The organism is Pseudooceanicola sp. DL12 (assembly GCF_056270665.1).
The window spans coordinates 1,303,869-1,325,940 of the sequence record NZ_CM149884.1 but is presented as its reverse complement, the minus strand read 5'-3'; the positions used below and the strand labels follow the sequence as shown (position 1 = coordinate 1,325,940).

Annotated in this window: 21 protein-coding genes; 11 read left to right on the top strand and 10 right to left on the bottom strand. The window is 63.1% G+C overall.

Features of this window, described 5'->3' with window-relative positions; all coding sequences use genetic code 11:
• Positions 1–73 precede the first annotated feature (73 nt).
• The 4 genes from AC0WR5_RS06160 to AC0WR5_RS06145 form a co-directional block, all read right to left on the bottom strand.
• On the bottom strand, positions 74–2,767 hold the full coding sequence (locus AC0WR5_RS06160; RefSeq protein WP_475867674.1) for an ATP-binding protein: 2,694 nt from the start codon (positions 2,765–2,767) through the stop codon (positions 74–76).
• Positions 2,767–3,138, bottom strand: coding sequence for a hypothetical protein (locus tag AC0WR5_RS06155; RefSeq protein WP_475867673.1), 372 nt, complete (start codon positions 3,136–3,138; stop codon positions 2,767–2,769). Before AC0WR5_RS06155 ends, AC0WR5_RS06160 begins: the two co-directional genes overlap by 1 nt.
• Positions 3,135–3,503: a response regulator transcription factor gene (locus AC0WR5_RS06150; protein ID WP_475867672.1), complete on the bottom strand. Its 369-nt coding sequence runs from the start codon at positions 3,501–3,503 to the stop codon at positions 3,135–3,137. The genes AC0WR5_RS06155 and AC0WR5_RS06150 overlap by 4 nt, the downstream gene beginning before the upstream one ends.
• 186 nt (positions 3,504–3,689) lie before the next feature.
• Positions 3,690–5,018 (bottom strand): short-chain fatty acyl-CoA regulator family protein, encoded by a 1,329-nt coding sequence (locus AC0WR5_RS06145; protein WP_475867671.1) that lies wholly within the window; start codon positions 5,016–5,018, stop codon positions 3,690–3,692.
• Between the two features lie 223 nt (positions 5,019–5,241).
• Between AC0WR5_RS06145 and AC0WR5_RS06140 the strand changes: the two genes are divergently transcribed.
• From AC0WR5_RS06140 to aat, 10 genes are all read left to right on the top strand, one after another.
• Positions 5,242–6,627 (top strand): substrate-binding protein, encoded by a 1,386-nt coding sequence (locus AC0WR5_RS06140; RefSeq protein WP_475867670.1) that lies wholly within the window; start codon positions 5,242–5,244, stop codon positions 6,625–6,627.
• A 131-nt stretch (positions 6,628–6,758) separates the two neighbouring features.
• Positions 6,759–7,790 carry a branched-chain amino acid ABC transporter permease gene (locus AC0WR5_RS06135; protein WP_475867669.1) on the top strand — a complete coding sequence of 344 codons (1,032 nt, stop codon included), beginning with the start codon at positions 6,759–6,761 and terminating at the stop codon, positions 7,788–7,790.
• A 3-nt stretch (positions 7,791–7,793) separates the two neighbouring features.
• Positions 7,794–9,002 (top strand): branched-chain amino acid ABC transporter permease, encoded by a 1,209-nt coding sequence (locus AC0WR5_RS06130; protein WP_475867668.1) that lies wholly within the window; start codon positions 7,794–7,796, stop codon positions 9,000–9,002.
• A gap of 12 nt (positions 9,003–9,014) precedes the next feature.
• On the top strand, positions 9,015–9,776 hold the full coding sequence (locus AC0WR5_RS06125; RefSeq protein ID WP_475867667.1) for an ABC transporter ATP-binding protein: 762 nt from the start codon (positions 9,015–9,017) through the stop codon (positions 9,774–9,776).
• Positions 9,777–9,788: 12 nt separating this feature from the next.
• Entirely contained in the window at positions 9,789–10,544 is a 756-nt protein-coding gene (locus tag AC0WR5_RS06120) for an ABC transporter ATP-binding protein (RefSeq protein ID WP_475867666.1), read from the top strand.
• 116 nt (positions 10,545–10,660) lie between these two features.
• Entirely contained in the window at positions 10,661–12,637 is a 1,977-nt protein-coding gene (acs, locus tag AC0WR5_RS06115) for an acetate--CoA ligase (protein ID WP_475868910.1), read from the top strand.
• 198 nt (positions 12,638–12,835) lie between these two features.
• Positions 12,836–13,516, top strand: a complete 681-nt coding sequence (locus tag AC0WR5_RS06110; protein WP_475867665.1) for a PRC-barrel domain-containing protein — start codon at positions 12,836–12,838, stop codon at positions 13,514–13,516.
• A gap of 210 nt (positions 13,517–13,726) precedes the next feature.
• A complete protein-coding gene (gene accB / locus AC0WR5_RS06105) occupies positions 13,727–14,221 on the top strand; it encodes an acetyl-CoA carboxylase biotin carboxyl carrier protein (protein WP_475867664.1) in 495 nt (164 codons plus the stop codon).
• Positions 14,222–14,229: 8 nt separating this feature from the next.
• Positions 14,230–15,582, top strand: a complete 1,353-nt coding sequence (accC, locus tag AC0WR5_RS06100) for an acetyl-CoA carboxylase biotin carboxylase subunit (RefSeq protein WP_475867663.1) — start codon at positions 14,230–14,232, stop codon at positions 15,580–15,582.
• A 72-nt stretch (positions 15,583–15,654) separates the two neighbouring features.
• Positions 15,655–16,317 carry a leucyl/phenylalanyl-tRNA--protein transferase gene (aat, locus tag AC0WR5_RS06095; RefSeq protein ID WP_475867662.1) on the top strand — a complete coding sequence of 221 codons (663 nt, stop codon included), beginning with the start codon at positions 15,655–15,657 and terminating at the stop codon, positions 16,315–16,317.
• A 24-nt stretch (positions 16,318–16,341) separates the two neighbouring features.
• Here aat and AC0WR5_RS06090 read toward each other — a convergent pair whose 3' ends face one another.
• The 5 genes from AC0WR5_RS06090 to AC0WR5_RS06070 all read right to left on the bottom strand — a co-directional run bounded on the left by AC0WR5_RS06090 (position 16,342) and on the right by AC0WR5_RS06070 (position 19,960).
• Positions 16,342–16,806 carry a DUF2155 domain-containing protein gene (locus tag AC0WR5_RS06090; protein WP_475867661.1) on the bottom strand — a complete coding sequence of 155 codons (465 nt, stop codon included), beginning with the start codon at positions 16,804–16,806 and terminating at the stop codon, positions 16,342–16,344.
• 1 nt (position 16,807) lies between these two features.
• The gene (mlaD, locus tag AC0WR5_RS06085) at positions 16,808–17,260 is read right to left on the bottom strand and encodes an outer membrane lipid asymmetry maintenance protein MlaD (protein WP_475867660.1); all 453 of its coding nucleotides are present in this window, start codon (positions 17,258–17,260) and stop codon (positions 16,808–16,810) included.
• Positions 17,261–17,308: 48 nt separating this feature from the next.
• On the bottom strand, positions 17,309–17,692 hold the full coding sequence (locus AC0WR5_RS06080; RefSeq protein ID WP_475867659.1) for an NADH:ubiquinone oxidoreductase subunit NDUFA12: 384 nt from the start codon (positions 17,690–17,692) through the stop codon (positions 17,309–17,311).
• 212 nt (positions 17,693–17,904) lie between these two features.
• A complete protein-coding gene (gene clpX, locus AC0WR5_RS06075; protein WP_475867658.1) occupies positions 17,905–19,170 on the bottom strand; it encodes an ATP-dependent Clp protease ATP-binding subunit ClpX in 1,266 nt (421 codons plus the stop codon).
• A 157-nt stretch (positions 19,171–19,327) separates the two neighbouring features.
• A complete protein-coding gene (locus AC0WR5_RS06070; protein ID WP_475867657.1) occupies positions 19,328–19,960 on the bottom strand; it encodes an ATP-dependent Clp protease proteolytic subunit in 633 nt (210 codons plus the stop codon).
• 330 nt (positions 19,961–20,290) lie between these two features.
• On the opposite strand from AC0WR5_RS06070, the gene AC0WR5_RS06065 reads away from it, so the two are divergent.
• Positions 20,291–20,989, top strand: coding sequence for a DUF1045 domain-containing protein (locus AC0WR5_RS06065; protein ID WP_475867656.1), 699 nt, complete (start codon positions 20,291–20,293; stop codon positions 20,987–20,989).
• A 113-nt stretch (positions 20,990–21,102) separates the two neighbouring features.
• On the opposite strand, the gene AC0WR5_RS06060 is transcribed toward AC0WR5_RS06065, so the two are convergent.
• Positions 21,103–21,984 (bottom strand): acyl-CoA thioesterase, encoded by an 882-nt coding sequence (locus AC0WR5_RS06060; RefSeq protein WP_475867655.1) that lies wholly within the window; start codon positions 21,982–21,984, stop codon positions 21,103–21,105.
• Positions 21,985–22,072 lie beyond the last annotated feature (88 nt).

Sequence of the window (22,072 nt, the reverse complement as noted above, 5' to 3'; positions counted from 1 at the left end):
TCCGCCACCGCCTTTCGCGGACAATCCTCATGGTTGTAGGGGGCGGATGGTTACCATTGCCTTTAAGATTCACTCATTGTGCTGCCATTGCAGCGCGGATAGGCAAGGTGACACGAAAAGCGGCACCTCCCTGTCCCGGCAGATAGGAAATGGATCCGCCGAGACGCACCATGATTTCCCTGCAAATCGCCAGCCCGAGGCCCGCCCCGCCAGCTTTCTGTTCTCCTATCCGAGAGAATTTCTCAAATATCATAGACTGTTGCGAGGTCTCAATACCTTCTCCATTGTCTATGAAATCAACCTGTAGGTGTGCGCCGACCTGACGTGCCACGATCCTGAGTTCGGGGGTATCGGCAACGCAGTATTTTCGGGCATTCGCGATCAGGTTGATGAAGACCTGCGACAGACGATCGGTGTCCGTCTGCACCCAATGCGATTCGCCGATCCGATCCCGCCGGAGACGCAGCCCTTTACCGTCCAACCCCGTCGCGGCGACGGCATGATCGATGATGTCGCCGAGGCGCGCACGTGTGATGTTCAAACTGACCTGCCCGTTCTCCAGAACCGAGAGATCCAGCAGGTCATCGAGCAATCGCGTCAGGCGCACGGCCTCATTGTGGATGATACGGGCATACTTGACCTTTTGCTCTTCCGGCAGCTCCGCAGAATCCCGGAGGATTTCCGAAAAACTCCGGATGGAGGTCATCGGGGTCCGCAATTCGTGACTGATCTGGCTGAGGAATGCGTCTTTCTGCAGGGAGAGCTGGGTCAGTTTCTCGTTTGCCACACGCAGCTGACGGGCGGTTCGGGTCAGTTCCGCCGACTTGGCCTCGAGCTGACTTGAATACTCCATGATCTGCGCCGTTTCATCGGCCACAGCCATGAGATCTTCCACCGACACGGCGGCACGCCCGACGATCTGCCCGACCATCGCATGTGCGGTGGCTGCTCCGACGGAGCCGGAGAGCTCCCGCTCCAGTTTCTGCAGGAACTCTGCCGTTGGTTCCGGCAGATAGCCCTGCACCCCCTGCCGCGCCGCTTCCGCCTGGAACAGGCTCTGAGCCTCCCGGGCGCCCAGCAGGCGCTGCGACATGATCATCAGGTCCTCGCTCTGGGCCGTGCCGCCGGCCCACCCCCGCGGCCCCTCCGAATACTGGAAAATATTGACGAACTGGGCTCCCTGCAGCCGCTCCATCGGCGATGGAAAGGAGAGCAGCGAAACCAGCGTGAACACGATGGAATTGATCAGGATCGACCAGAGAACGCCATGCACCAGCGGATCGAGCCCCTCGATCCCGAAAAGCGCATAGGGGCGCAGCCATCCGATCCCCCAGGGCCCCTTGGCAAAGACACTGGCCGGCAGCACGACGCCATCGCCGAACGAAGGCAGGAACAGGCACCAGAGCCATATCACAAAGCCCGCCACCAGTCCGGCGAGCGCACCATTCCGCGCGGCGCCGCGCCAGAAGATGCCGCCGATCATCGCGGGCAGGAACTGGGCGACACCAGAGAAGGAGACAAGACCGATAGCCGCGAGTGCGGAACCGCCCCCCGTCACGCGGTAATAGAGGTAGCCGAGAAAAAGCACTCCGATGATCGACAGACGCCTGGATGTTATCACCACGTTGCGCACATCACCCGAAACCATGGCGCCCCCTGCGCCTCCCTGCGAGGCAAGCCAGATCGGCATGACCACGTGGTTCGACACCATTGTCGATAGGGCGATCGCCGCCACGATCACCATGGATGTCGCCGAGGAGAAGCCGCCGATGAACGAAAAGACGGCCAAACCGGTGTGCCCTTCGGACAAAGGAAGGGTGAGCACGAACATGTCGGGGTTTGATCCCGCCGGCAGTTGCGCCAGCCCCGCGACGGCGATCGGCATCACGAAAAGGCTCATCGCGATCATGTAGGCGGGAAACGCCCAGGATGCCGTGCGCAGATGCCGTTCATCCTCGTTTTCGACTACCAGGACCTGGAACATGCGGGGCAGCGTCAGCAAGGCCGCTCCGGACAGAAAGATGAGACCGGACCAGCGTCCGTTCGCCATGTGCCAATGACCCAGTCGGGCAGAGGCGTCGATACGGGTCAATGTCTCCGACACCCCGCCACCGATCCCCCAGACCACGAATATTCCCACGGCAAGCAGAGCGCAGAGCTTGACCACAGCCTCCACAGCGATGGCCATGACCACACCGTGGTGGCGTTCGTTGGCATCAAGGTTGCGTGTCCCGAACAGCACCGTGAAAGCCGCCAGCCCCGCTGCGATCCAGAGGGCCGTCGCCCGGTTGCCCTTCGGTTCGGGGATGGTCGGATCAGCCCCGGCGAAAACGGCAAAACTCTGGGTAACAGACTGAAGTTGAAGGGCGATATAGGGTGTCGTGCCTATCACCGCGATCAATGTAACCAGCACAGCGAGCAGGTTCGACTTGCCGTACCGCGAAGAGATCATGTCGGCGACCGAGGTGATCCGCTGGCTTCGCCCGATCCGCACGATCTTGCGAAGCGCCCAGAACCAGCCGATCATCACCAGTGACGGTCCGATGTAGATCGTAAGGTACTCCAGCCCGGATCGCGCCGCATAGCCGACCGCGCCATAGAACGTCCAGGCCGTGCAGTAGATGGACAGTGACAATGTGTAAACCGCAGGGGAGCGCAACCATCCTGACTGGCCTCTCTTCGCGGCCCGCTCTGCTCCGAATGCCACCAGAAAGAGAAAGGCGGCATAAACCAGGCAAACGCCGATCAGGAGATTGAGCGACGCCATCAGGGGTCTGCCGGATCGTCGCGACCCGCGCTGCCATCCTCCGGCGGCACAAGCTGCTGGAGAAGGACCTTTTGCGGCGTCAATGGCGCTTGCGATATCGCAGGCAGGCCGGCATCGAAGCCTTCGACGGCCTGATCCGTCAGTTTTCGCACAATGATCGACGTGGCCACCGTCAGCCCGGCCCAGGTTCCGAAAATGTAGATGATCGCCCGTGACGCCGGCACGCCCCCTTCGGCCTCCTGCGACCACAACATGGGCACCGCGAGCAGGATGAGCCCAAGCAGGGGCAGCAACCTCAGCGCATCGATCAGGCGCCGCTGCCGATAGCCACGGCGTTCAAGGAAGACGGGCCCGGGTGGTCGCGCGCTCATGACCGGATCAGATCGTTGACGGCCTCCAGCACCTCGGCGTTGGAGAAGGGTTTCGTCATGAAGCGGCTGGCCCCGATTTCCTCGGCCATCACCCGATCCCGCGTCTGCCCGCGTGCCGTCAGCATAAGGATCGGCAGATCTCCAGTTTCCGCACCCGCGCGCAGATCGCGAAGAATGTCGTAGCCGGACCGCCCAGGCAGCATCACGTCCAGAATGACGAGGTCCGGCCGGCGCGCCTGCACTGCCTGCACCGCATCAACCCCATTCGAATGGGTCGCCACGTGCCAACCATCCCGGGACAGGATGAAGCTTATGGCCTCGCTTATGTTGGGTTCATCCTCGATCACGAGAACAGATTTGCCCATTGGGTCCTCCCTCCCTGCAGAGCAATCACGGTTCAGTTAGCAGCCTTCTCCCCTGACAGGGAAGTGTCACATATGCCGAAGCTGGAATTTTGCCTTTGCCTGTGTCACTCGCGGGGTGCCGTCGGAAACCTGCGTCGGTGGACTAATCGGCATTCAGGCGCAAATTGCAACCTTTGCGTGTCTTCCTCATGGCGTTTCTGCCATAATTGATGGCTCTCGACGTCCCCTGCACTCCGGTTTCGGACATATCCTGCAGGTCACGCCGATGCGCGGCATGTCTTCCCTGACCACCGCCGGGGCGACCGGCTGAATCAGCATATGCGCCTCGAACATCGGATCCCGGTTCGGCAATTGCGGGCCGGCGGGCTGGGCAATGGCATGGGTGACAAAGAGACCTTCTGTACGGCCAGCGAGGCGAACCACCTGCCGCATGGGCATCATGGGCCGACTGAGTGCCTGAAAGAGCGGCCAAAGCGGACAGGCTGCACCGAAACGGGGCAACGGAAACCGCTCCAGCGGCTTGCGAAAGATCAGCGTGCCAGAGGCATCACAGGCCACCAGCCCGAGCGGCGCCTGCCCCCGCCCCTCCACCATCTCGACCGGCAGGGTCGCGAGGCGCCGCATCATCCGCCCGGTATCAACCCCGAAACGCCCGGCCAGCATTGCCGGATCCAATGGACCATCCTGCGGGATTGCAGCCGCCACCTCCCCTGGCGGCAGGCCTACCGCGTCGCGGGCATAGGCTTCCAATGCACGTCGTGCCATCAGGCGGGCCGAGGCCGAGGTAAGCTGTGCCGCGCCCGCCTCCAGGATGGCATCCACCGCCCCCGGCGCCGCGCCGCCTTCCAGTGATGCAAAATGATAATCCCGTGACGCCAGAAATGTCGCCACCTCGTCCTGAGGCGCCGAAAGGGCCGCCTCCCGCGTGTTCCCCGCATCGAGTTCCGCGATCAGCCGGCGCGCGCCTTCGGCCAGTCGTGCGCTGTCCTCGGCGATGTTGCGGTGAAAGCGATCCCGCCATTCCGGTTCGAGGGCCTTTTCCGCCACCAGGATTTCCGCCGAGGCATGGATCGCCGTCACGGTCGACAGGACCTCGTGCATCGATGCCGCCAGGTGCGGGTCGTGCGTCAGACGGTCCGTCAAGGCCTCGACCGCCTGCTCCAGGGCGCCCAACCTGCGTCTCTGCGCCACGGTCAGACGTGCCCACCCCGGAAAGCGGCCAACGTATTCTTCCACGCGGTCCAGTTCCGCTTCGGTTTCGGGCCGGTCGGCAGCCGCCTGCCGGAGCGAAGCGAGCATGGCGGCTTCGGCACCTTCAGACAGAGCCGAGGGCTCAACCTCAAGGGCAGCGGCAATCGCCAGTAGAAGCTTGCCGCCGATTCTGCGGCGATTGTGCTCGATCAGGTTCAGATAGCTCGCGGAAATACCCGCCTCACGCGCCAGTTCCGCCTGCCGCATGCCGCGCATCATCCGACGTTCCCGGATCCGCGTACCGGTCAATGTACTCCTTGGCATCGCGCCCCCGCGGTTTTCCCTGCCAAATCAATGTTTTTCTGCAGCGCAATAGAATTTGTTTACACCAACAGATACTCCATTGTGTATTTGTTTACAAAAAAATCAAGCAATCAAAAGCATTTGTTGCCTGCTTTTCGACTATGGTGCGATCATTCATTTGCACGACATGTGTAAGCGGAGCGCGGAGGAGGCGTTGCCGCACCCATTTGAAGGGAGGAACTCAATGTCCAATAAACTGACACGCCGCGGAGTGATAAAGACCGGCGTCATGGGAGGAGCCGGGCTGGCCCTGCCGACGATATTCACCTCGGCAGCCAGGGCCTTTACCAACCAGCCGTCGGGCAGCAGCGTGACCCTCGGGTTCAACGTTCCGCAATCCGGCCCCTATGCCGACGAAGGCGCCGATGAACTGCGCGCCTATCAGCTTGCGGTTGAGCACCTGAACGGCGAAGGCGACGGAGGCATGCTCAATACCTTCAGCTCGAAGGCGCTGGAAGGCACCGGCATTCTCGGCATGAAGGTGGGTTTCGTCACCGGCGACACCCAGACCAAGTCCGATGCCGCCCGCGCCTCGGCGAAATCGATGATCGAGAAGGACGGCGCGATCATGATCACCGGCGGCTCGTCCTCCGGCGTCGCCGTGGCCGTGCAGGGCCTCTGCCAAGAGGCCGGGGTGATCTTCATGGCGGGCCTGACCCACTCCAACGACACCACCGGCAAGGACAAGAAGGCGAACGGCTTCCGCCACTTCTTCAACGCCTACATGTCAGGCGCGGCGCTGGCGCCGGTGCTGGCCAAGCAATACGGATCCGATCGCAAGGCCTATCACCTGACGGCCGACTATACATGGGGCTGGACCCAGGAGGAGTCGATCAAGGCCGCAACCGAGGCTCTTGGCTGGACCACGGTGAACACCGTCCGCACGCCGCTCGCCGCAACGGACTTCAGCTCCTACATCACGCCGATCCTGCAGACGGACGCCGACGTGCTGATCCTGAACCACTACGGCGGCAACATGGTGAACTCGCTGACCAACGCCGTTCAGTTCGGCCTGCGCGACAAGGTCGTGAACGGCAAGAACTTCGAAATCGTCGTGCCGCTCTACTCGCGTCTGATGGCCCGAGGCGCCGGCGAGAACGTCAAGGGGATCTACGGCTCCACCAACTGGCACTGGTCGCTGCAGGACGAGGGGTCCAAGGCCTTCGTGAAGAGCTTCGGCACCAAGTACGGCTTCCCGCCGAGCCAGGCCGCCCATACCTGCTACGTACAAACCCTGCTCTATGCGGATGCCGTACAGCGCGCCGGCTCCTTCGATCCCTGCGCCGTGGGTGAGGCCCTTGTCGGTGGCGACAGCTCGCTTCCCGGCATAGACAGTCCGGCGAACAAGGGCTTCCTCTTCGACGGTCTCGGCAACGGCCAGGTGCTTTACCGCGGTGACGACCACCAGTGCTTCAAGGACGTGCTCGTGGTGCGCGGCAAAGAAAACCCGACCTCCGAGTTCGACCTGCTCGAAGTGGTCGAGCAGACCCCGGTTCAGCAGGTCTGGTACGAGCCGGACAACCCGATGTTCGCGGGCGGCAACCTCGGCACCTGCAACCCGGGCGCCTGATCGTCTGAAACCCAAGGGGTCGTGCGGCAGCGCTGCACGGCCCGCCCCTGCCCCGGTCACGCATGGCGCGATCGGATCGCTGGGGGCATGCCCGACGCACCCCTGTAAAACGCACAACCCAGGTGGGGAACATGGACGCAATCATCCTGCAAATCCTCAACGGCCTCGACAAGGGCAGCGCCTATGCGCTCATCGCCCTTGGCCTGACGCTGATCTTCGGCACACTCGGCGTGGTGAACTTCGCCCATGGCGCGCTCTTCATGATCGGCGCCTTCTGCGCAGTCTCGCTCAACCAGCTGCTGCATGTCTCCTTCGAGACGATCGACCCCTCGCGCACCGACTTCCTCGGCAATCCGATGGTGGTCAAGACCCCCTATGTCGAGGCCTGGTTCGGCCCCGAATTCGGGCATTTCCTGATCGATTGGTCTGTGCCATTGGCGATCCTCTTCTCGATCCCCGTGATGCTCATCGTGGGCGTCATCATGGAGCGCGGGCTGATCAAGCATTTCTACCGTCGCCCCCACGCTGACCAGATCCTCGTCACCTTCGGCCTGGCGATCGTTCTGCAGGAGCTGATCAAGCACTACTACGGCGCCAACCAGATCGCGACACCCGCGCCTGACGCTTTCCGTGGCTCCTTCGATTTCGGCGCGCTGCTCGGCATGGATCCGAACGTCATCATCTATCCCTACTGGCGCCTGGTCTACTTTGCCTTCGCCGCGCTGGTCATCGGTGCCGTCTTCGCCTTCCTTCAATTCACCACCTTCGGCATGGTCGTCCGTGCCGGCATGGCCGACCGCGAGACCGTGGGCCTGCTCGGAATCAACATCGACCGCCGCTTCACCATCATGTTCGGCCTGGCCGCCGCCGTCGCCGGGATGGCAGGCGTCATGTACGCGCCGATCAACTCGCCAAACTACCACATGGGCATGGATTTCCTTGTGCTCAGCTTCGTGGTCGTCGTGGTGGGCGGCATGGGCAGTCTCCCCGGCGCGGTGCTGGCCGGCTTCCTGCTCGGCATCCTCGAGAGCTTCGCCTCGATGAACGCGATCAAGTCGATCCTGCCGGGCATCGACCAGATCATCATCTACGTCGCCGCAATCATCATTCTGCTTGCGCGTCCCCGTGGCCTGATGGGTCGCAAGGGCGTGATGGAGGACTAATCCATGCTGGGTATCAACAAGAAAGACCTTATCCTTCTGGGTGTCGTCGCCATTCTCGCCTTCGGCGCGCCCTTCATCCTCAACCCCTTCCCGACCGACAGCGCCATGGCGCAGTTCAACGCCGGCTACCCCGACCTGATGCAGCGCTTCGCGATCTTCGGGATCTTCGCCATCGGCTTCAACATCCTCTTCGGGCTCACCGGCTATCTCTCTTTCGGCCACGCGGCCTTCCTCGGAGTGGGCAGCTACTCGGCGGTCTGGATGTTCAAGCTGCTCAGCATGAACGTGATCCCCGCGATCATCCTCGCCATCATCTTCGCCGGGCTCTTCTCGCTTCTGATCGGATATGTCAGCCTGCGGCGTTCCGGGATCTACTTCTCGATCCTCACCCTCGCCTTCGCACAGATGTCCTTCAACCTAGCCTATTCCGTGCTGACGCCGATCACCAACGGCGAAACCGGGCTGCAACTGTCGCTCGAGGATCCCCGCATCCTCGGCGAGAGCGTCACCGCCTCCGGCGGCATTCCCGCCACCAGCCTCTTCGGCCTCGAGATGCGCGATACCTTCAGCCTCGCGATCGGCCCATGGGATTTCAGCTTCAACGTCGGCTACTACCTCTGCGCCGTCATGCTGATGCTGGCCTTCTACGTCTCGATCCGCATCTTCCGTTCGCCCTTCGGCCTGATGCTCCGCGCCGTGAAATCAAACCAAACCCGCCTGAACTACACCGGCCTGAACACCCGCCCCTACACCCTCGCGGCCTTCGTGATCTCCGGCATGTACGCGGGCCTGGCCGGCGGCCTGCTCGCCTCGATGGACCCGCTCGCCGGCGCGGAGCGGATGCAGTGGACCGCTTCAGGCGAGGTCGTTCTGATGACGATCCTCGGCGGCGCAGGCACCCTGATCGGCCCTGTCCTGGGCGCGGGCTTCATCAAGTACTTCGAGAACATCTTCTCCAAGATCAACGAGCATGTGCTGCATGGCTGGTTCGACGCTTTCCCCGATCCGGTCGAGAACTCGGTTGTCTGGACCCTGGAACATTTCGTCGGCTCGGGCTGGCACCTGACCCTCGGCCTTCTCTTCATGCTGGTTGTGACTTTCCTGCCCGGTGGCCTTGTCGAAGGTGGCCAGCGCATCGGTCGGCTGGTCCGCGGCAAATCCAGGAAGTCTGCCGAGAAGTCCACGCAATCCACCTCCACCCCCGCCGAATGACAGGAGACCACCATGGGAATTCTTGAAGTCAAGAACGTCGGCAAGCGCTTCGGTGGCCTGCAGGCCCTGAGCGAGGTCAATCTCTCGGTTCGCGAAAACACGGTGCACGCCATCATCGGACCGAACGGCGCAGGCAAGTCCACCCTGCTCAACTGCCTGGTGGGCAAGCTGATCCCGGATACCGGATCGGTCATGTTCGACGGGCAGTCGGTGCTGGGCCGCACCCCCTACGAGATCAACCAGCTGGGCATCAGCCGGGTCTTTCAGACGCCAGAGATCTTTACCGATCTGACGGTGATGGAAAACATGATGATCCCCTGCTTCGCCAAGCGGGATGGCGCCTTCAAGCTGAATGGCCTGCAGAGTGTCGCAGGCCAGGGCGAGATCCGCGACTGGGCCGAGAAGATGCTGACCGACATGAACATGATCGAGAAACGCGACATGCATTCCGGCGCCCTGTCCCGTGGCGACAAGCGGCGTCTCGAAATCGGGATGTGCCTGGCGCAGCAGCCTCGGCTGCTCCTGCTCGACGAACCCACCGCGGGCATGGCGCGGGCCGACACCAACAACACGATCGACCTGCTCAAGGAGATCAAGGAGACCCGCGACATCACCATCGCCATCATCGAACACGACATGCACGTTGTCTTCTCGCTGGCGGACCGGATCACCGTTCTGGCCCAGGGCACGCCCCTGGTCGAGGACGCGCCCGAAAACATCAAGGGCAACCCGAAGGTACGCGAAGCCTACCTCGGCGAAACCGCTGCGGCATAAGGGGGATATCAGATGAACGTCAAACCGGACTTTTCAAAGGGCAAGAACTACGCCGAAACGGCTCCGGCCTTTCTCTCGGCCTGGAACATCGAGGCCTATTACGGCGAAAGCTACATCGTCCAGAACATCAGCTTCAACGTCCACGAGGGCGAAATCCTGGCCCTGCTGGGCCGTAACGGCGCCGGCAAGACATCGACGCTCCGGACCCTCGCCCGGATGCGAGAGCCGATGTTGACCAAGGGCGAGATCTGGCTCGACCACCAGCCACTGCACAACATGTCCGATTTCCAGGCCGCGCAGGCCGGCATCGCCCTGGTGCCCGAGGACCGCTCGATCATTCCCGGCCTGACGGTCGAAGAGAACATCCAGCTGGCGCAGATCGCACCGCCGATCGGCTGGTCCCTCGACCGCCTCTACAATCTCTTCCCGCGCCTCGGCGAACGTCGCAAACAGGAGGGCGTGACCCTGTCCGGGGGCGAACAGCAGATGCTCGCCATTGCCCGCGCGCTCGCCCGCGACATCAAGGTGCTGCTGCTCGACGAGCCCTACGAAGGGCTCGCCCCCGTCATCGTGGACGAGATCGAGAAGACCCTCCGCGTCATCAAGGAACAGGGCATCACTACCATTCTGGTTGAACAGAACGCCGTGCGCGCGCTGGAACTTGCCGACCGTGCGGTGATCCTGGACACCGGCTCGGTGGTCTTCGACGGATCTGCCCAGGAGGTGCTGACGAACGAAGAGTTGCGCGCGGAATACCTGGCCATCTGATACCGCTGCTTTCCGCGACACGGGCAAGTGCGGCCAAAGCATCGGTTGCACCTGACCGGTTCCGGGACTTAAGTAAAAGATGAAGATCACGCGATGAGGAGCCCGTGATGTCTGACATGACAATCGATCCGAAAACCGACCAGCCCGCCGCAAGGACCTATCCGCCGAGCGCGGACTTCGTGGCCAATGCCCATGTCGATGCCGCCCGCTACGAGGAAATGTACGCCGCATCGGTCAATGATCCCGAGTCCTTCTGGGGCGAGGAGGCCCGCAAGCGCCTGGACTGGATCGAACCCTTCACCAAGGTCAAGAACACCAGTTTCAAGCTCGGCGAAGTCTCGATCAAATGGTTCGAAGACGGAATTCTGAACGTCTCCCACAATTGCATCGACCGCCACCTGGCCACCCGCGGCGACCAGACGGCGATCATCTTCGAACCCGATGATCCCGACACGCCCGCGCAGCACATCACCTATGCCCAGCTGCATGAAAAGGTCTGCCGTTTCGCCAACGTCCTGCTCGCGCAGGGTGTCATGCGCGGCGACCGGGTGGTGATCTACCTGCCGATGATCCCCGAGGCCGCCTATGCCATGCTGGCCTGCGCCCGCATCGGCGCGATCCATTCGATCGTCTTTGCCGGGTTCTCGCCCGATGCGCTGGCCAACCGGATCAACGACTGCGGCGCAAAGGTGGTGATCACCGCCGATACCGCCCCCCGTGGCGGCCGCCGCACTCCGCTGAAATCCAACACCGACGCCGCCCTGCTGCACTGCTCCGACAAGGTGCGCTGCCTGGTGGTGAAGCACACCGGCGATCAGACGACCTGGATCCAGGACCGTGACGTTGACGTCAAGGCGATGATGGAACAGGTTGCGCCCGATTGCCCGATCCGCCCGATGGGCGCCGAGGATCCGCTGTTCATCCTCTACACCTCCGGCTCGACCGGCAAGCCAAAGGGAGTGGTACACAGCACGGGAGGTTACCTGCTCTATGCGGCGATGACGCAGAAGCTCACCTTCGACTACCACGACGGCGATATTTTCTGGTGCGGCGCGGACGTGGGCTGGGTGACCGGCCATACCTATATCGTCTACGGCCCACTCGCCAATGGCGCCACGACGGTGATGTTCGAAGGTGTCCCCACCTACCCCGATGCCAGCCGCTTCTGGCAGGTGATCGAGAAACACAAGGTGAACCAGTTCTACACCGCCCCCACCGCCATCCGTGCCCTGATGGGCCAGGGACTGTCCTATGTCGAGGGCAACGATCTTTCCTCGCTCAAGGTTCTGGGCACCGTGGGTGAGCCGATCAACCCCGAGGCCTGGAACTGGTACAACGACCACATCGGAAAGGGCAAACTGCCCATCGTCGACACCTGGTGGCAGACCGAGACCGGCGGCCACATGATCACCCCCCTGCCGGGGGCCGTGGCGCTCAAGCCCGGTTCGGCGACCAAGCCCTTCTTCGGCGTGCAGCCGGTGGTGCTAGAGCCGACCTCCGGCGAGGAACTGCACGAAACCGCGACAGAGGGCGTGCTGGCCATCAAGGACAGCTGGCCGGGTCAGATGCGCACCGTCTGGGGGGATCACGAGCGCTTCGAGAAAACCTACTTCTCCGACTACAAGGGCTATTACTTCGCCGGCGACGGCTGCCGTCGCGATGCCGACGGCTATTACTGGATCACCGGGCGGGTCGATGACGTGATCAACGTCTCCGGCCACCGTATGGGCACCGCCGAGGTGGAAAGCGCCCTTGTGGCACATGCCAAGGTCGCCGAAGCGGCCGTGGTCGGCTATCCGCATCAACTCAAGGGCCAGGGCATCTATGCCTACGTGACCCTGATGAACGACGAGGAGCCCTCCGACGCGCTGCGCAAGGAACTCGAGGCCTGGGTGCGCACCGAGATCGGCCCTATTGCCAAGCCGGACCTGATCCAATGGGCCCCCGGCCTGCCAAAGACGCGCTCCGGCAAGATCATGCGCAGGATCCTGCGTAAGATCGCGGAAAACGACTATGGCGCGCTTGGCGACACCTCGACGCTCGCCGACCCTTCCGTTGTCGACGAGTTGATCGAGAACCGCATGAACCGCTGACAGGCGCAGAAAGAAAGACCACGAGAGGCCCCGGCAGGCGACTGCGCGGGGCCTCTTTCCGTCTCGGCTTCCGCCGCGCCACCCAACCATTTCCGACTGACTTTCCCGCAATCCGGGAAAATTGAATGGAACCCCGTGGCCTTGCCCCGTGTTGATTGCCCAGACGACGGTAAAAGCCGACGGAAAAGGAGATACGACATGAAACCGATCAACACTCTGCTCTCTGGTGTGGCCGCAATTGCCCTGCTCGCAACGCCCGCCATGGCACAGTCCACGGATGCCGATCTGTCCGCCGACACGGAAACCACAATCACCGCAGGCGACAACGACGTGACCGCCAACACCGAGGTCGAAGCGGGCACCAACGACGCCGGCGAAGAGATCTCGGAAGCTGCTGACGCCACCGGCGATGCCATCGTTGATGGAGCCAAGGCCACCGCTGATGCGGCCGGCAACGCGGTCGACGCGGCCTCGGAGAAAACCGAGGAGTGGGCCGATGACGCCGGCGAGGCGATGGAACAGACCACCGACGAAGTGGCCTCTGACATGGAAAGCCTCGGCGATGCCGTTGCCCCCTCGACCCTGACCGCCGGCGCACTGGTGGGGACCGAGGTGATGTCCGACCAGGGTGAAACCATCGGCGAAGTCGACAATGTCGTTCTGGTTCAGGGCAAGGAAATGGCCGTTGTCGGAATCGGCGGCTTCCTGGGCCTCGGCGAACATGACGTCGCCCTGCCGCTCGAGGAACTGACCTCGGATGGCGAGCAGCTGCACGCCACCGGCTACACAAAGGCCGAACTGGAATCGATGGCCGAGTTCGATCCCGAGACGGCCACCGAGGTGAACGACGACGAACCCGTCATGCTGGGCAAGTCGTAACATCGCCATTGCGGTTATATGAACCATCACCAATTCGGGCCGCTCCCCTGGGGCGGCCCGAACCTTTTTTCCAAAGGTTTCCGCGCCATGCTCCGCCGGAAACCGGCCTTGGTCATCCACGGCTTTTCACTGGGAACCGCTTTCTCTATAAGGCAGGACAACTAGTGTGAGCGCTGACGATGGCGCTCGGGATATCCGATCGAGGGTGCAATGACCGACAAGACGCATGAAGCAGACGTGGCCTTCATCAAGGCGCTGGCAGAACTGCTGCGCGAAAACGAGCTGACCGAGCTCGAAGTCAAACGCGAATATGGCAAGGACGACGGGCTGAATGTCCGGGTCAGCCGCAAGGGTGAAGTGGTAACGCACTTCGCGGCCCCTGCCCCGGCCCCCGTTGCGGCACCGGCGCCTGCGGCCCCCGTCGCCGCGCCTGCGGCGGCCCCTGCGGCTTCCGATGACCCCGCCGATCATCCCGGCGCCGTCACCTCGCCCATGGTCGGCACCGTCTACCTCCAGCCCGAGCCCACCGCTCCGGCCTTTGTCAAGGTTGGCGACACCGTCTCCGAGGGCGACACGCTTCTGATCGTCGAAGCGATGAAGACGATGAACCATATCCCCGCGCCCAGGTCCGGCACGGTCAAACGGATCCTGGTCGAGGACAAGGCCGCCGTCGAATATGGCTCGCCCCTGATGATCATCGAGTGAGGGTCGACATGTTCGAGAAGATCCTCATCGCCAACCGTGGCGAAATCGCCCTGCGCGTGATCCGCGCGGCACAGGAGATGGGCATCAAATCGGTTGCCGTCCACTCCACCGCCGACAGCGACGCAATGCATGTGCGCATGGCCGACGAGAGCGTCTGCATCGGCCCGCCTTCCGGCACCGAGAGCTACCTCTCGATCCCGGCGATCATTGCCGCGGCCGAGGTGACCGGCGCCCAGGCGATCCACCCCGGCTACGGCTTCCTGTCGGAAAATGCGGCTTTCGTGCAGATCGTCGAAGATCACGGCATCACCTTCATCGGCCCCCGTGCGGAACATATCCGCATCATGGGTGACAAGATCACCGCCAAGGACACGATGAAGAAGCTTGGCGTGCCCTGCGTGCCCGGCTCCGAAGGAGGCGTTCCCACCCTCGACGAGGCAAAGAAGCTCGGCGCGGAAATGGGCTATCCCGTCATCATCAAGGCCACGGCCGGTGGCGGCGGTCGCGGCATGCAGGTCGCCCATAACGCCTCCGAGATGGAGCGCGCCTTCCAGACCGCCCGTTCCGAGGCCAAGGCCGCCTTTGGCAACGATGAAGTCTACATCGAGAAATACCTAACCACGCCGCGCCACATCGAGATCCAGGTCTTCGGCGACGGCAAGGGCAATGCCGTGCACCTCGGCGAACGCGACTGCTCGCTGCAGCGCCGCCACCAGAAGGTGCTGGAGGAGGCCCCCGGCCCCTGCATCACCGCCGAGGAACGCGCCCGTATCGGCAAGGTCTGCGCTGATGCCGTGGCCGAGATCGGCTATTCTGGTGCCGGCACGATCGAATTCCTCTACGAGAACGGCGAGTTCTATTTCATCGAGATGAACACCCGCCTGCAGGTGGAGCATCCGGTGACCGAGGCGATCTTCGGCGTCGACCTAGTGCGGGAGCAGATCCGCGTGGCAGAGGGCATGCCCCTCTCCTTCAGCCAGGACGACCTGCAGATCAACGGTCACGCCATCGAGGTGCGCATCAATGCCGAGACGGTTCCCGGCTTTGCCCCCCGCCCCGGCACCATCACCGCCTACCACGCTCCTGGCGGGCTCGGTGTGCGGATGGATAGTGCCCTCTACGACGGCTACAAGATCCCACCCTACTACGACAGCCTGATCGGCAAGCTGATCGTGCACGGCCGCGACCGTCGCGAGGCGCTCGCACGGCTGCACCGGGCTCTCGGCGAACTGATCGTCGACGGGGTCGAGAACACCGTCCCGCTCTTCGAGATGCTGCTGCGCGAAGATGACATCCAGGCGGGCAACTACAACATCCATTGGCTGGAACACTGGCTGGAACAAACCTTCCCGAAGGCATAATGCCCTCGCAATAGGTGACATTCAGCGGCGGGACCATTGCGGTCCCGCCGTTTTTCGTGATGATGAGACGTCATGAAAGACGGCGACGCCACGATCACTCCAGAGCTGCTGCTTCAGGCCTACATGTCCGGGATCTTCCCCATGGCCGAGAGCCGCGACGACCCCGAGCTCTTCTGGGTCGACCCGAGGCGGCGCGGCATCTTCCCCCTTGACGGTTTCCACATCTCCCGTTCCCTCGCCCGCACACTGAAGCGCGGCGATTATGGGGTGACATTTAACGAGGACTTTACCGGTGTCCTTGAGGGCTGTGCGGACCGGGCGGAAACCTGGATCAGCGAGGAAATCGCAAGCCTCTACGAAGACCTCTTCGACAGGGGCTATGCCCACTCGCTCGAGGTCTGGTCGGCCGAAGGAGCGCTGATCGGCGGTGTCTATGGCGTCACCCTGGGCACGGCGTTTTTCGGAGAGAGCATGTTTTCAAGACGGACAGATGCCTCGAAGATTGCCCTTGCCTGGATGATCGACCGGCTGAACCTGGCGGGCTTCACCCTTTTCGACACGCAGTTCCTTACCACCCACCTGGCCTCTCTGGGCGCCATCGAGATCAGCCGCGCGGATTACCACGCGCGGCTGTCAGAGGCGCTCGCCGGATCGGCAGATCTGGCGCGTGAGGACATCGCCCAGACGCCCGAAGGCATCCTGGAACGCTACAGGGCCCGGCAGCACGCCGCCTGACAGCCCCGCACACAGCCCGCCTACTCAGTCGAAAGTCTCTTCGTCCGCCGGCGCCTCGGGTTCCGTACCCAGGTCCACCTGCGGCACGATGGGCGCAACCGTGCCCTCGGGCACCTCGCAGCCCAGCACCCACAGATCATAACGGATGTGATCCATCGCATTCAGTGCCGGTGAGGAGGCCACCATCCAGCCCTGGAACAACGGCTCGTTGCTGGGCTTGAGCATGTCCTCGACCGTCAGATAGGCAAAGCCGTCGCCCGTGGGGTTGCCAACCGGATAACGACATTCCTTCAACGTGATCTGCAGGCTGCCGTAGCGGATAGTCTGACCGTTTTCCAGGGTCAGGTCCGTCGTCTCGGCGTTCATCTTGTCCAGCGCGCGCAGGGTCGCGCCGGTGCCCTCGCTGACCTCTTCCTGAGCCACCGAAGACGAAGCCACAAGGCCCCCGGCCATCAGGCCGGCGACAGCAATAATACTCAGAAAACGCATGTTACTCTCCAGATCCGCCGCCGCCGACGAACTTCAGCAGCAGAGAGATCAGGCTGACCGAGCTCTGGGTGTCCAGAACCTCGTCACCAGCTTCGTAGTTGAAGGGCGAGCCGCCCGGCATGATTTCCAGGAAACTGCCGCCAAGCAGCCCCTCAGAGGAGATTGCCAGCGCGCTGTCGTCCGGCACCTCGACCCCGTTCTTGACGGTAAAGTCCGTGCGCGCCCGATAGGTGGTAGGGTCCAGCACCACGTCTGTCACGGTGCCCACCTTGACACCTGCCAGGCGTACATCCGTGCCCGCGCTGATCCCCTCGACAGAGCGGAAGGTCGCGTAGAGCGGATAGCCGCTGGAGGATCCGCCGACGCCGGCAACCTGCCCGGCGTAGAACAGAAACGCGGCCGCAACGGCCAGTACGCCGGCGCCCACAATGACTTCGGTGGTGTTTTCGGACATCGATGCCCCCTGTTGCCTCACCTGCTCCGTCCCGGACGGAGCCGGACCTTATTCCGGGCTCCAGGCCTCGTAATCCCGACGCTCGACCGGCTGACCCCGGACAATAGAGCCCGGAGGCGCATATGCCATCGGCGTACCGGTCAGGTTTTCGTGATGCGGCTTTTCCCAGGGTTTGTGAGCGAGCGGGCGTTCCGTGGGCGCTTCTTCGAAAGTGTGGTGCAGCCAGCCGTGCCAGTCGGGGTCGATTCGCGACGCCTCGACCTCACCGTTGAACATGACCCAGCGGCGCTTGCCGTCCTTGGTCTGGTAGAAGACGTTGCCCTGAGTATCCTCGCCCACCTTCACGCCCTTGCGCCGCGTGTAGAGCGACGTGTTGACCGTTGCGTGATCCCACCAGGTTACACCGTGGAAAAGAGAGTTCAGAATGCCCATCAAAGCCTCCGTCTGTGTTGCCTTTTCTATCGCCCATCAGGGGCGAAAGGTCCAGACCCGATGCATCTCGCCGCCCATATCGGCGGCTGTGCCCTCTCCTGTCTGGGCGCCTTCTGGCGTTCTGCCCGCCCATCGCCCGGGCAAGGGCCGGAAATGCAAACGCCGGGCCCTTCAACGAGCCCGGCGTTCATTGTCTCATTCCGAAATACGGCTCACCCTGCGGTCGCCTCTTCCTTCTTGGCTTCGGAGTAGATCATCAGCGGTGCCGCGTCCGACATGACGGCCTCCTCGTTCACGACCACTTCCTCTACCTCGTCCATGCCCGGCAGTTCGAACATCGTGTCGAGCAGGATATCCTCAAGGATCGACCGCAAGCCACGGGCCCCGGTCTTGCGCTCGATGGCGCGCTTGGCGATCGAGGTCAGTGCGTCGTCGGTAAAGGTCAGCTGCACGTCTTCCAGCTCGAACAGGCGCTGATACTGTTTGACCAGGGCGTTCTTTGGCTCGGTCAGGATCGTGACAAGCGCATCGCTGTCCAGGTCCTCCAGCGTGGCCAGAACCGGCAGACGACCGACGAATTCCGGGATCAGCCCGAATTTCAGCAGGTCTTCCGGCTCCAGATCCTGGAAGATCTCGCCGACACCGCGCGAGTCGTTCTCGCGCACATCGGCACCAAAGCCCATGGCCGACCCCTTGCCGCGCTGCGCGATGATCCGGTCAAGGCCGGCAAAGGCACCGCCGCAGATGAACAGGATGTTGGTCGTGTCCACCTGCAGGAACTCCTGCTGCGGATGCTTGCGGCCGCCCTGCGGCGGCACCGAGGCAACGGTGCCTTCCATAAGCTTCAGCAGCGCCTGCTGAACGCCCTCGCCCGACACGTCGCGGGTGATCGAGGGGTTCTCGGACTTGCGGGTGATCTTGTCGACCTCGTCGATATAGACGATGCCGCGCTGCGCCTTCTCGACGTTGTACTCGGACGCCTGCAGCAGCTTGAGAATGATGTTTTCCACGTCCTCGCCCACGTAACCGGCTTCGGTCAGCGTGGTGGCATCGGCCATGGTAAACGGTACATCCAGAATCCGCGCCAGCGTCTGCGCCAGCAGCGTCTTGCCGCAGCCGGTCGGGCCGATCAGCAGGATGTTGGATTTCGCCAGTTCGATATCCCCACCCTTGGCCGAGTGGTTAAGCCGCTTGTAGTGATTGTGCACGGCAACAGAGAGCACACGCTTGGCCGTCGACTGGCCGATCACGTAGTCGTCCAGAACGGCACAGATCTCTTTCGGAGTCGGCACACCATCGGTGGATTTCAGCCCGGTGGACTTGGTCTCCTCCCGGATGATGTCCATGCAGAGTTCCACGCATTCATCGCAGATGAATACGGTAGGACCCGCGATCAGCTTTCGCACTTCATGTTGGCTCTTGCCACAGAAGCTGCAGTAAAGCGTGTTCTTGCTGTCTCCGCCGGAATTCGTCGCCATCTTACGTTCTACCTTTCGCCCCAAGGGGGCCTCTCTGTGCTGGCGGGGGCCCTCCCCCGACAACATGTTCGACAGACTAGGACAGCACCCGCGGCGCCACAACGCCTAAGTTGGTAAACGGTCTTTTCCCGCCGGGCGGGAAAAGACCTGGGCCGATTTAGTCGGCACTGTCACCCGGCTGTACCCGGCTCTCGACGATCTCGTCGATCAGGCCCCAGTCCTTGGCCTGTTCGGCCGTCATGAAGTTATCCCGTTCCAGTGCGTCGACAACCGCTTCATAGCTCTGGCCGGTATGTTTGACATAGATCCGGTTAAGGCGCTCTTTCAGCCGCTTCGTATGCTCGGCATGGATCAGGATGTCAGTTGCCTGCCCCTGGTAGCCGCCGGAGGGCTGGTGCACCATGATCTCGGAGTTGGGCAGCGAGAAGCGCATGCCGGCCTCGCCGCCTGCGAGCAGCAGGGAGCCCATAGACATCGCCTGACCGACGACCAGAGTAGAGACCTTCGGCTTGATGTATTGCATCGTGTCGTAGATCGACAGGCCGGCGGTCACGACACCGCCCGGGCTGTTGATATACATGGAAATTTCCTTCGAGGGATTTTCCGCCTCGAGGTGCAGCAGCTGGGCCACGATCAGGCTCGACATGCCGTCATGCACCGGGCCGGAGAGGAAGATGATCCGCTCCTTCAGCAGGCGCGAGAAGATGTCGTAGGCCCGTTCGCCGCGGCTCGTCTGCTCGACGACCATCGGCACCAGGTTGTTCATGTAAAAGTCTGCCGGATCTCTCATGCGTTCCCCGCCCTTGATGTTCTATCCGATCCCTAGCGATCAGACCCTAACAGAGTCTTAGTGTTGCACCGGATCGGCTGCAAGGGTGGCGGGTCAAATTGGATATCGCAAGCCCCCCTCTCCGCCCCTCCGCCGCCCTCGCGTACGCCTCGCCCGAGGGCCTGCCATCCTGTGCCTGCCCTCCCTCCAGACAGCCTGCAAAACAGACCCTGCGCGCGGAAAAGTGATGGCATTCGACACGCGCACGCACCATTTCACCACGCCCCCGATCCGTCACTTGCCTGTCATCGCCACTGCGGTAATCAGGCCACGACGCAGAAGGAACACATCATGACCGACTTCACCCGTTACGCGATCTACTACATGCCAGAAGCTGGCCCGCTGGCCGATTGGGCCGCCGCCTGGCTCGGCTGGGATGCGCAATCCGGCCGCGAGGTCGCACAGCCGGCGATCGCGGGGCTGCCGAAGAGCGTCGCGGCGCTCACTGCCGCGCCGCGCAAGTACGGGTTTCACGGCACGATCAAACCGCCCTTCCGCCTCCCTGACGGGAGCTTGGCCGAGGACCTGCTCGGGGCGGCCCGCGCCCTCTGCGCCGCACAGGCCCCATTTACCATGGAGGGGCTGCAGCTGCGGCGCCTCGGCAGCTTCCTGGCCCTCACGCCCCTCGGCGATCCCGGCCCGCTCGCGGCCCTTGCCGCGTCGATGGTGCGCGGGCTCGATCCCTTCCGCGCCCCAGCCTCCGAGGCCGAGCTCGTCCGCCGCCGCAAGGCCGGTCTTTCCGCAACCCAGGAGGCTCTGCTGCTGAAATGGGGCTACCCCTATGTGATGGAGGAGTTCCGCTTTCACCTGACCCTCACGGGGCGGCTCTCTCCCGAGGAGGCCCGCGCCACCGAGGCCGTTCTCGCCCCGGTTCTCGCCGCCCTGCCAACCAGCCCCTTCGAGGTGCGCGATCTCTGCCTCGCCGGTGAGGACCGCGACGGACGGTTCCACCTGGTCGCACGGCTGCCCCTCGGCACTTCCGGGCGCTGAGCGGGTCGCCGAACTGCGCGGAATGCCACCGAACCGTCACGCGGTCGGCGTACCCTTTGGCGACAGCTCCCATTGATCACCGAATTCGGCAGCAACCGTCCGGCGCCGCCTGATCAGTCCGCATCGGGGAAGCGGATCATGCCCTCCTGCGCGACAGAGGCCACCATGCGCCCGTCCCGCGTGTAGATCTGGCCAAAGTTCAGACCCCGCGAATTGCCCGTCCAGGGGCTCGTCATCGCATAGAGCAGCCAGTCATCGACGCGGAAATCGCCATGCAGCCACAGCGCGTGATCCAGCGATGCGACCTTGGCGCCCTCCTCGATCCAGGCACGCCCGTGCACCGTCATCGCCGACTGCAGCAACCCCAGGTCCGAGGTATAGGCCAGCGCCGCACGATGCAGCACCGGATCGTCGGCCATCGGCAACTTGGAGCGGATCCAGCGGTACTGCGTGCCGCGACTGGGCGTCAGGTCGAAGGGAGCACAGGGGCCGACGGGGCGCACCTCGATCGGCCGGTTCAGCCGAAGGTAGGCCCGCACCCTGTCGCTCATGTCGCCATCATAGGCCTCGGCCAGCTGCTGTTCGTTCTTCAGCTCCTCCGGCGCGGGCACGCCGGCCGGGAAAGGTTCCTGGTGGCTCAACCCGGTCTCCTGCACCTGAAAGGAGGCCGCCATGTTCAGGATCGGCTTGCCGTTCTGGATCGCCACCACCCGCCGGGTGGCAAAGCTGCGTCCGTCCATGTCCCGCGACACCCGGTAGAGCACCGGCTCGTCCGCCTTGCCCGGGCGCATGAAGTAGACATGCAGGGAATGGTTCGGGCGCTCCTCTCCCACCGTGTGGGTCGCCGCCATCAGGGCCTGTGCAATGACCTGCCCGCCGAAACTGCGCCCGCTGCCGCCCGGAGTCGCTATGCCGCGATAGAAATCTTCCTCGATCCGCTCGACGGTCAGGATCGGTGTCAGGATATCGGCAATCTCGGGCTGGTCGTCATGCATCGCGGTGGCCTCCGGGAATTGGGATGGTCGCTCCTGGCCCGCAAGGGGCACGTCGCATCGAAAATCGCGAAAGCGCCGGGGATTGCAA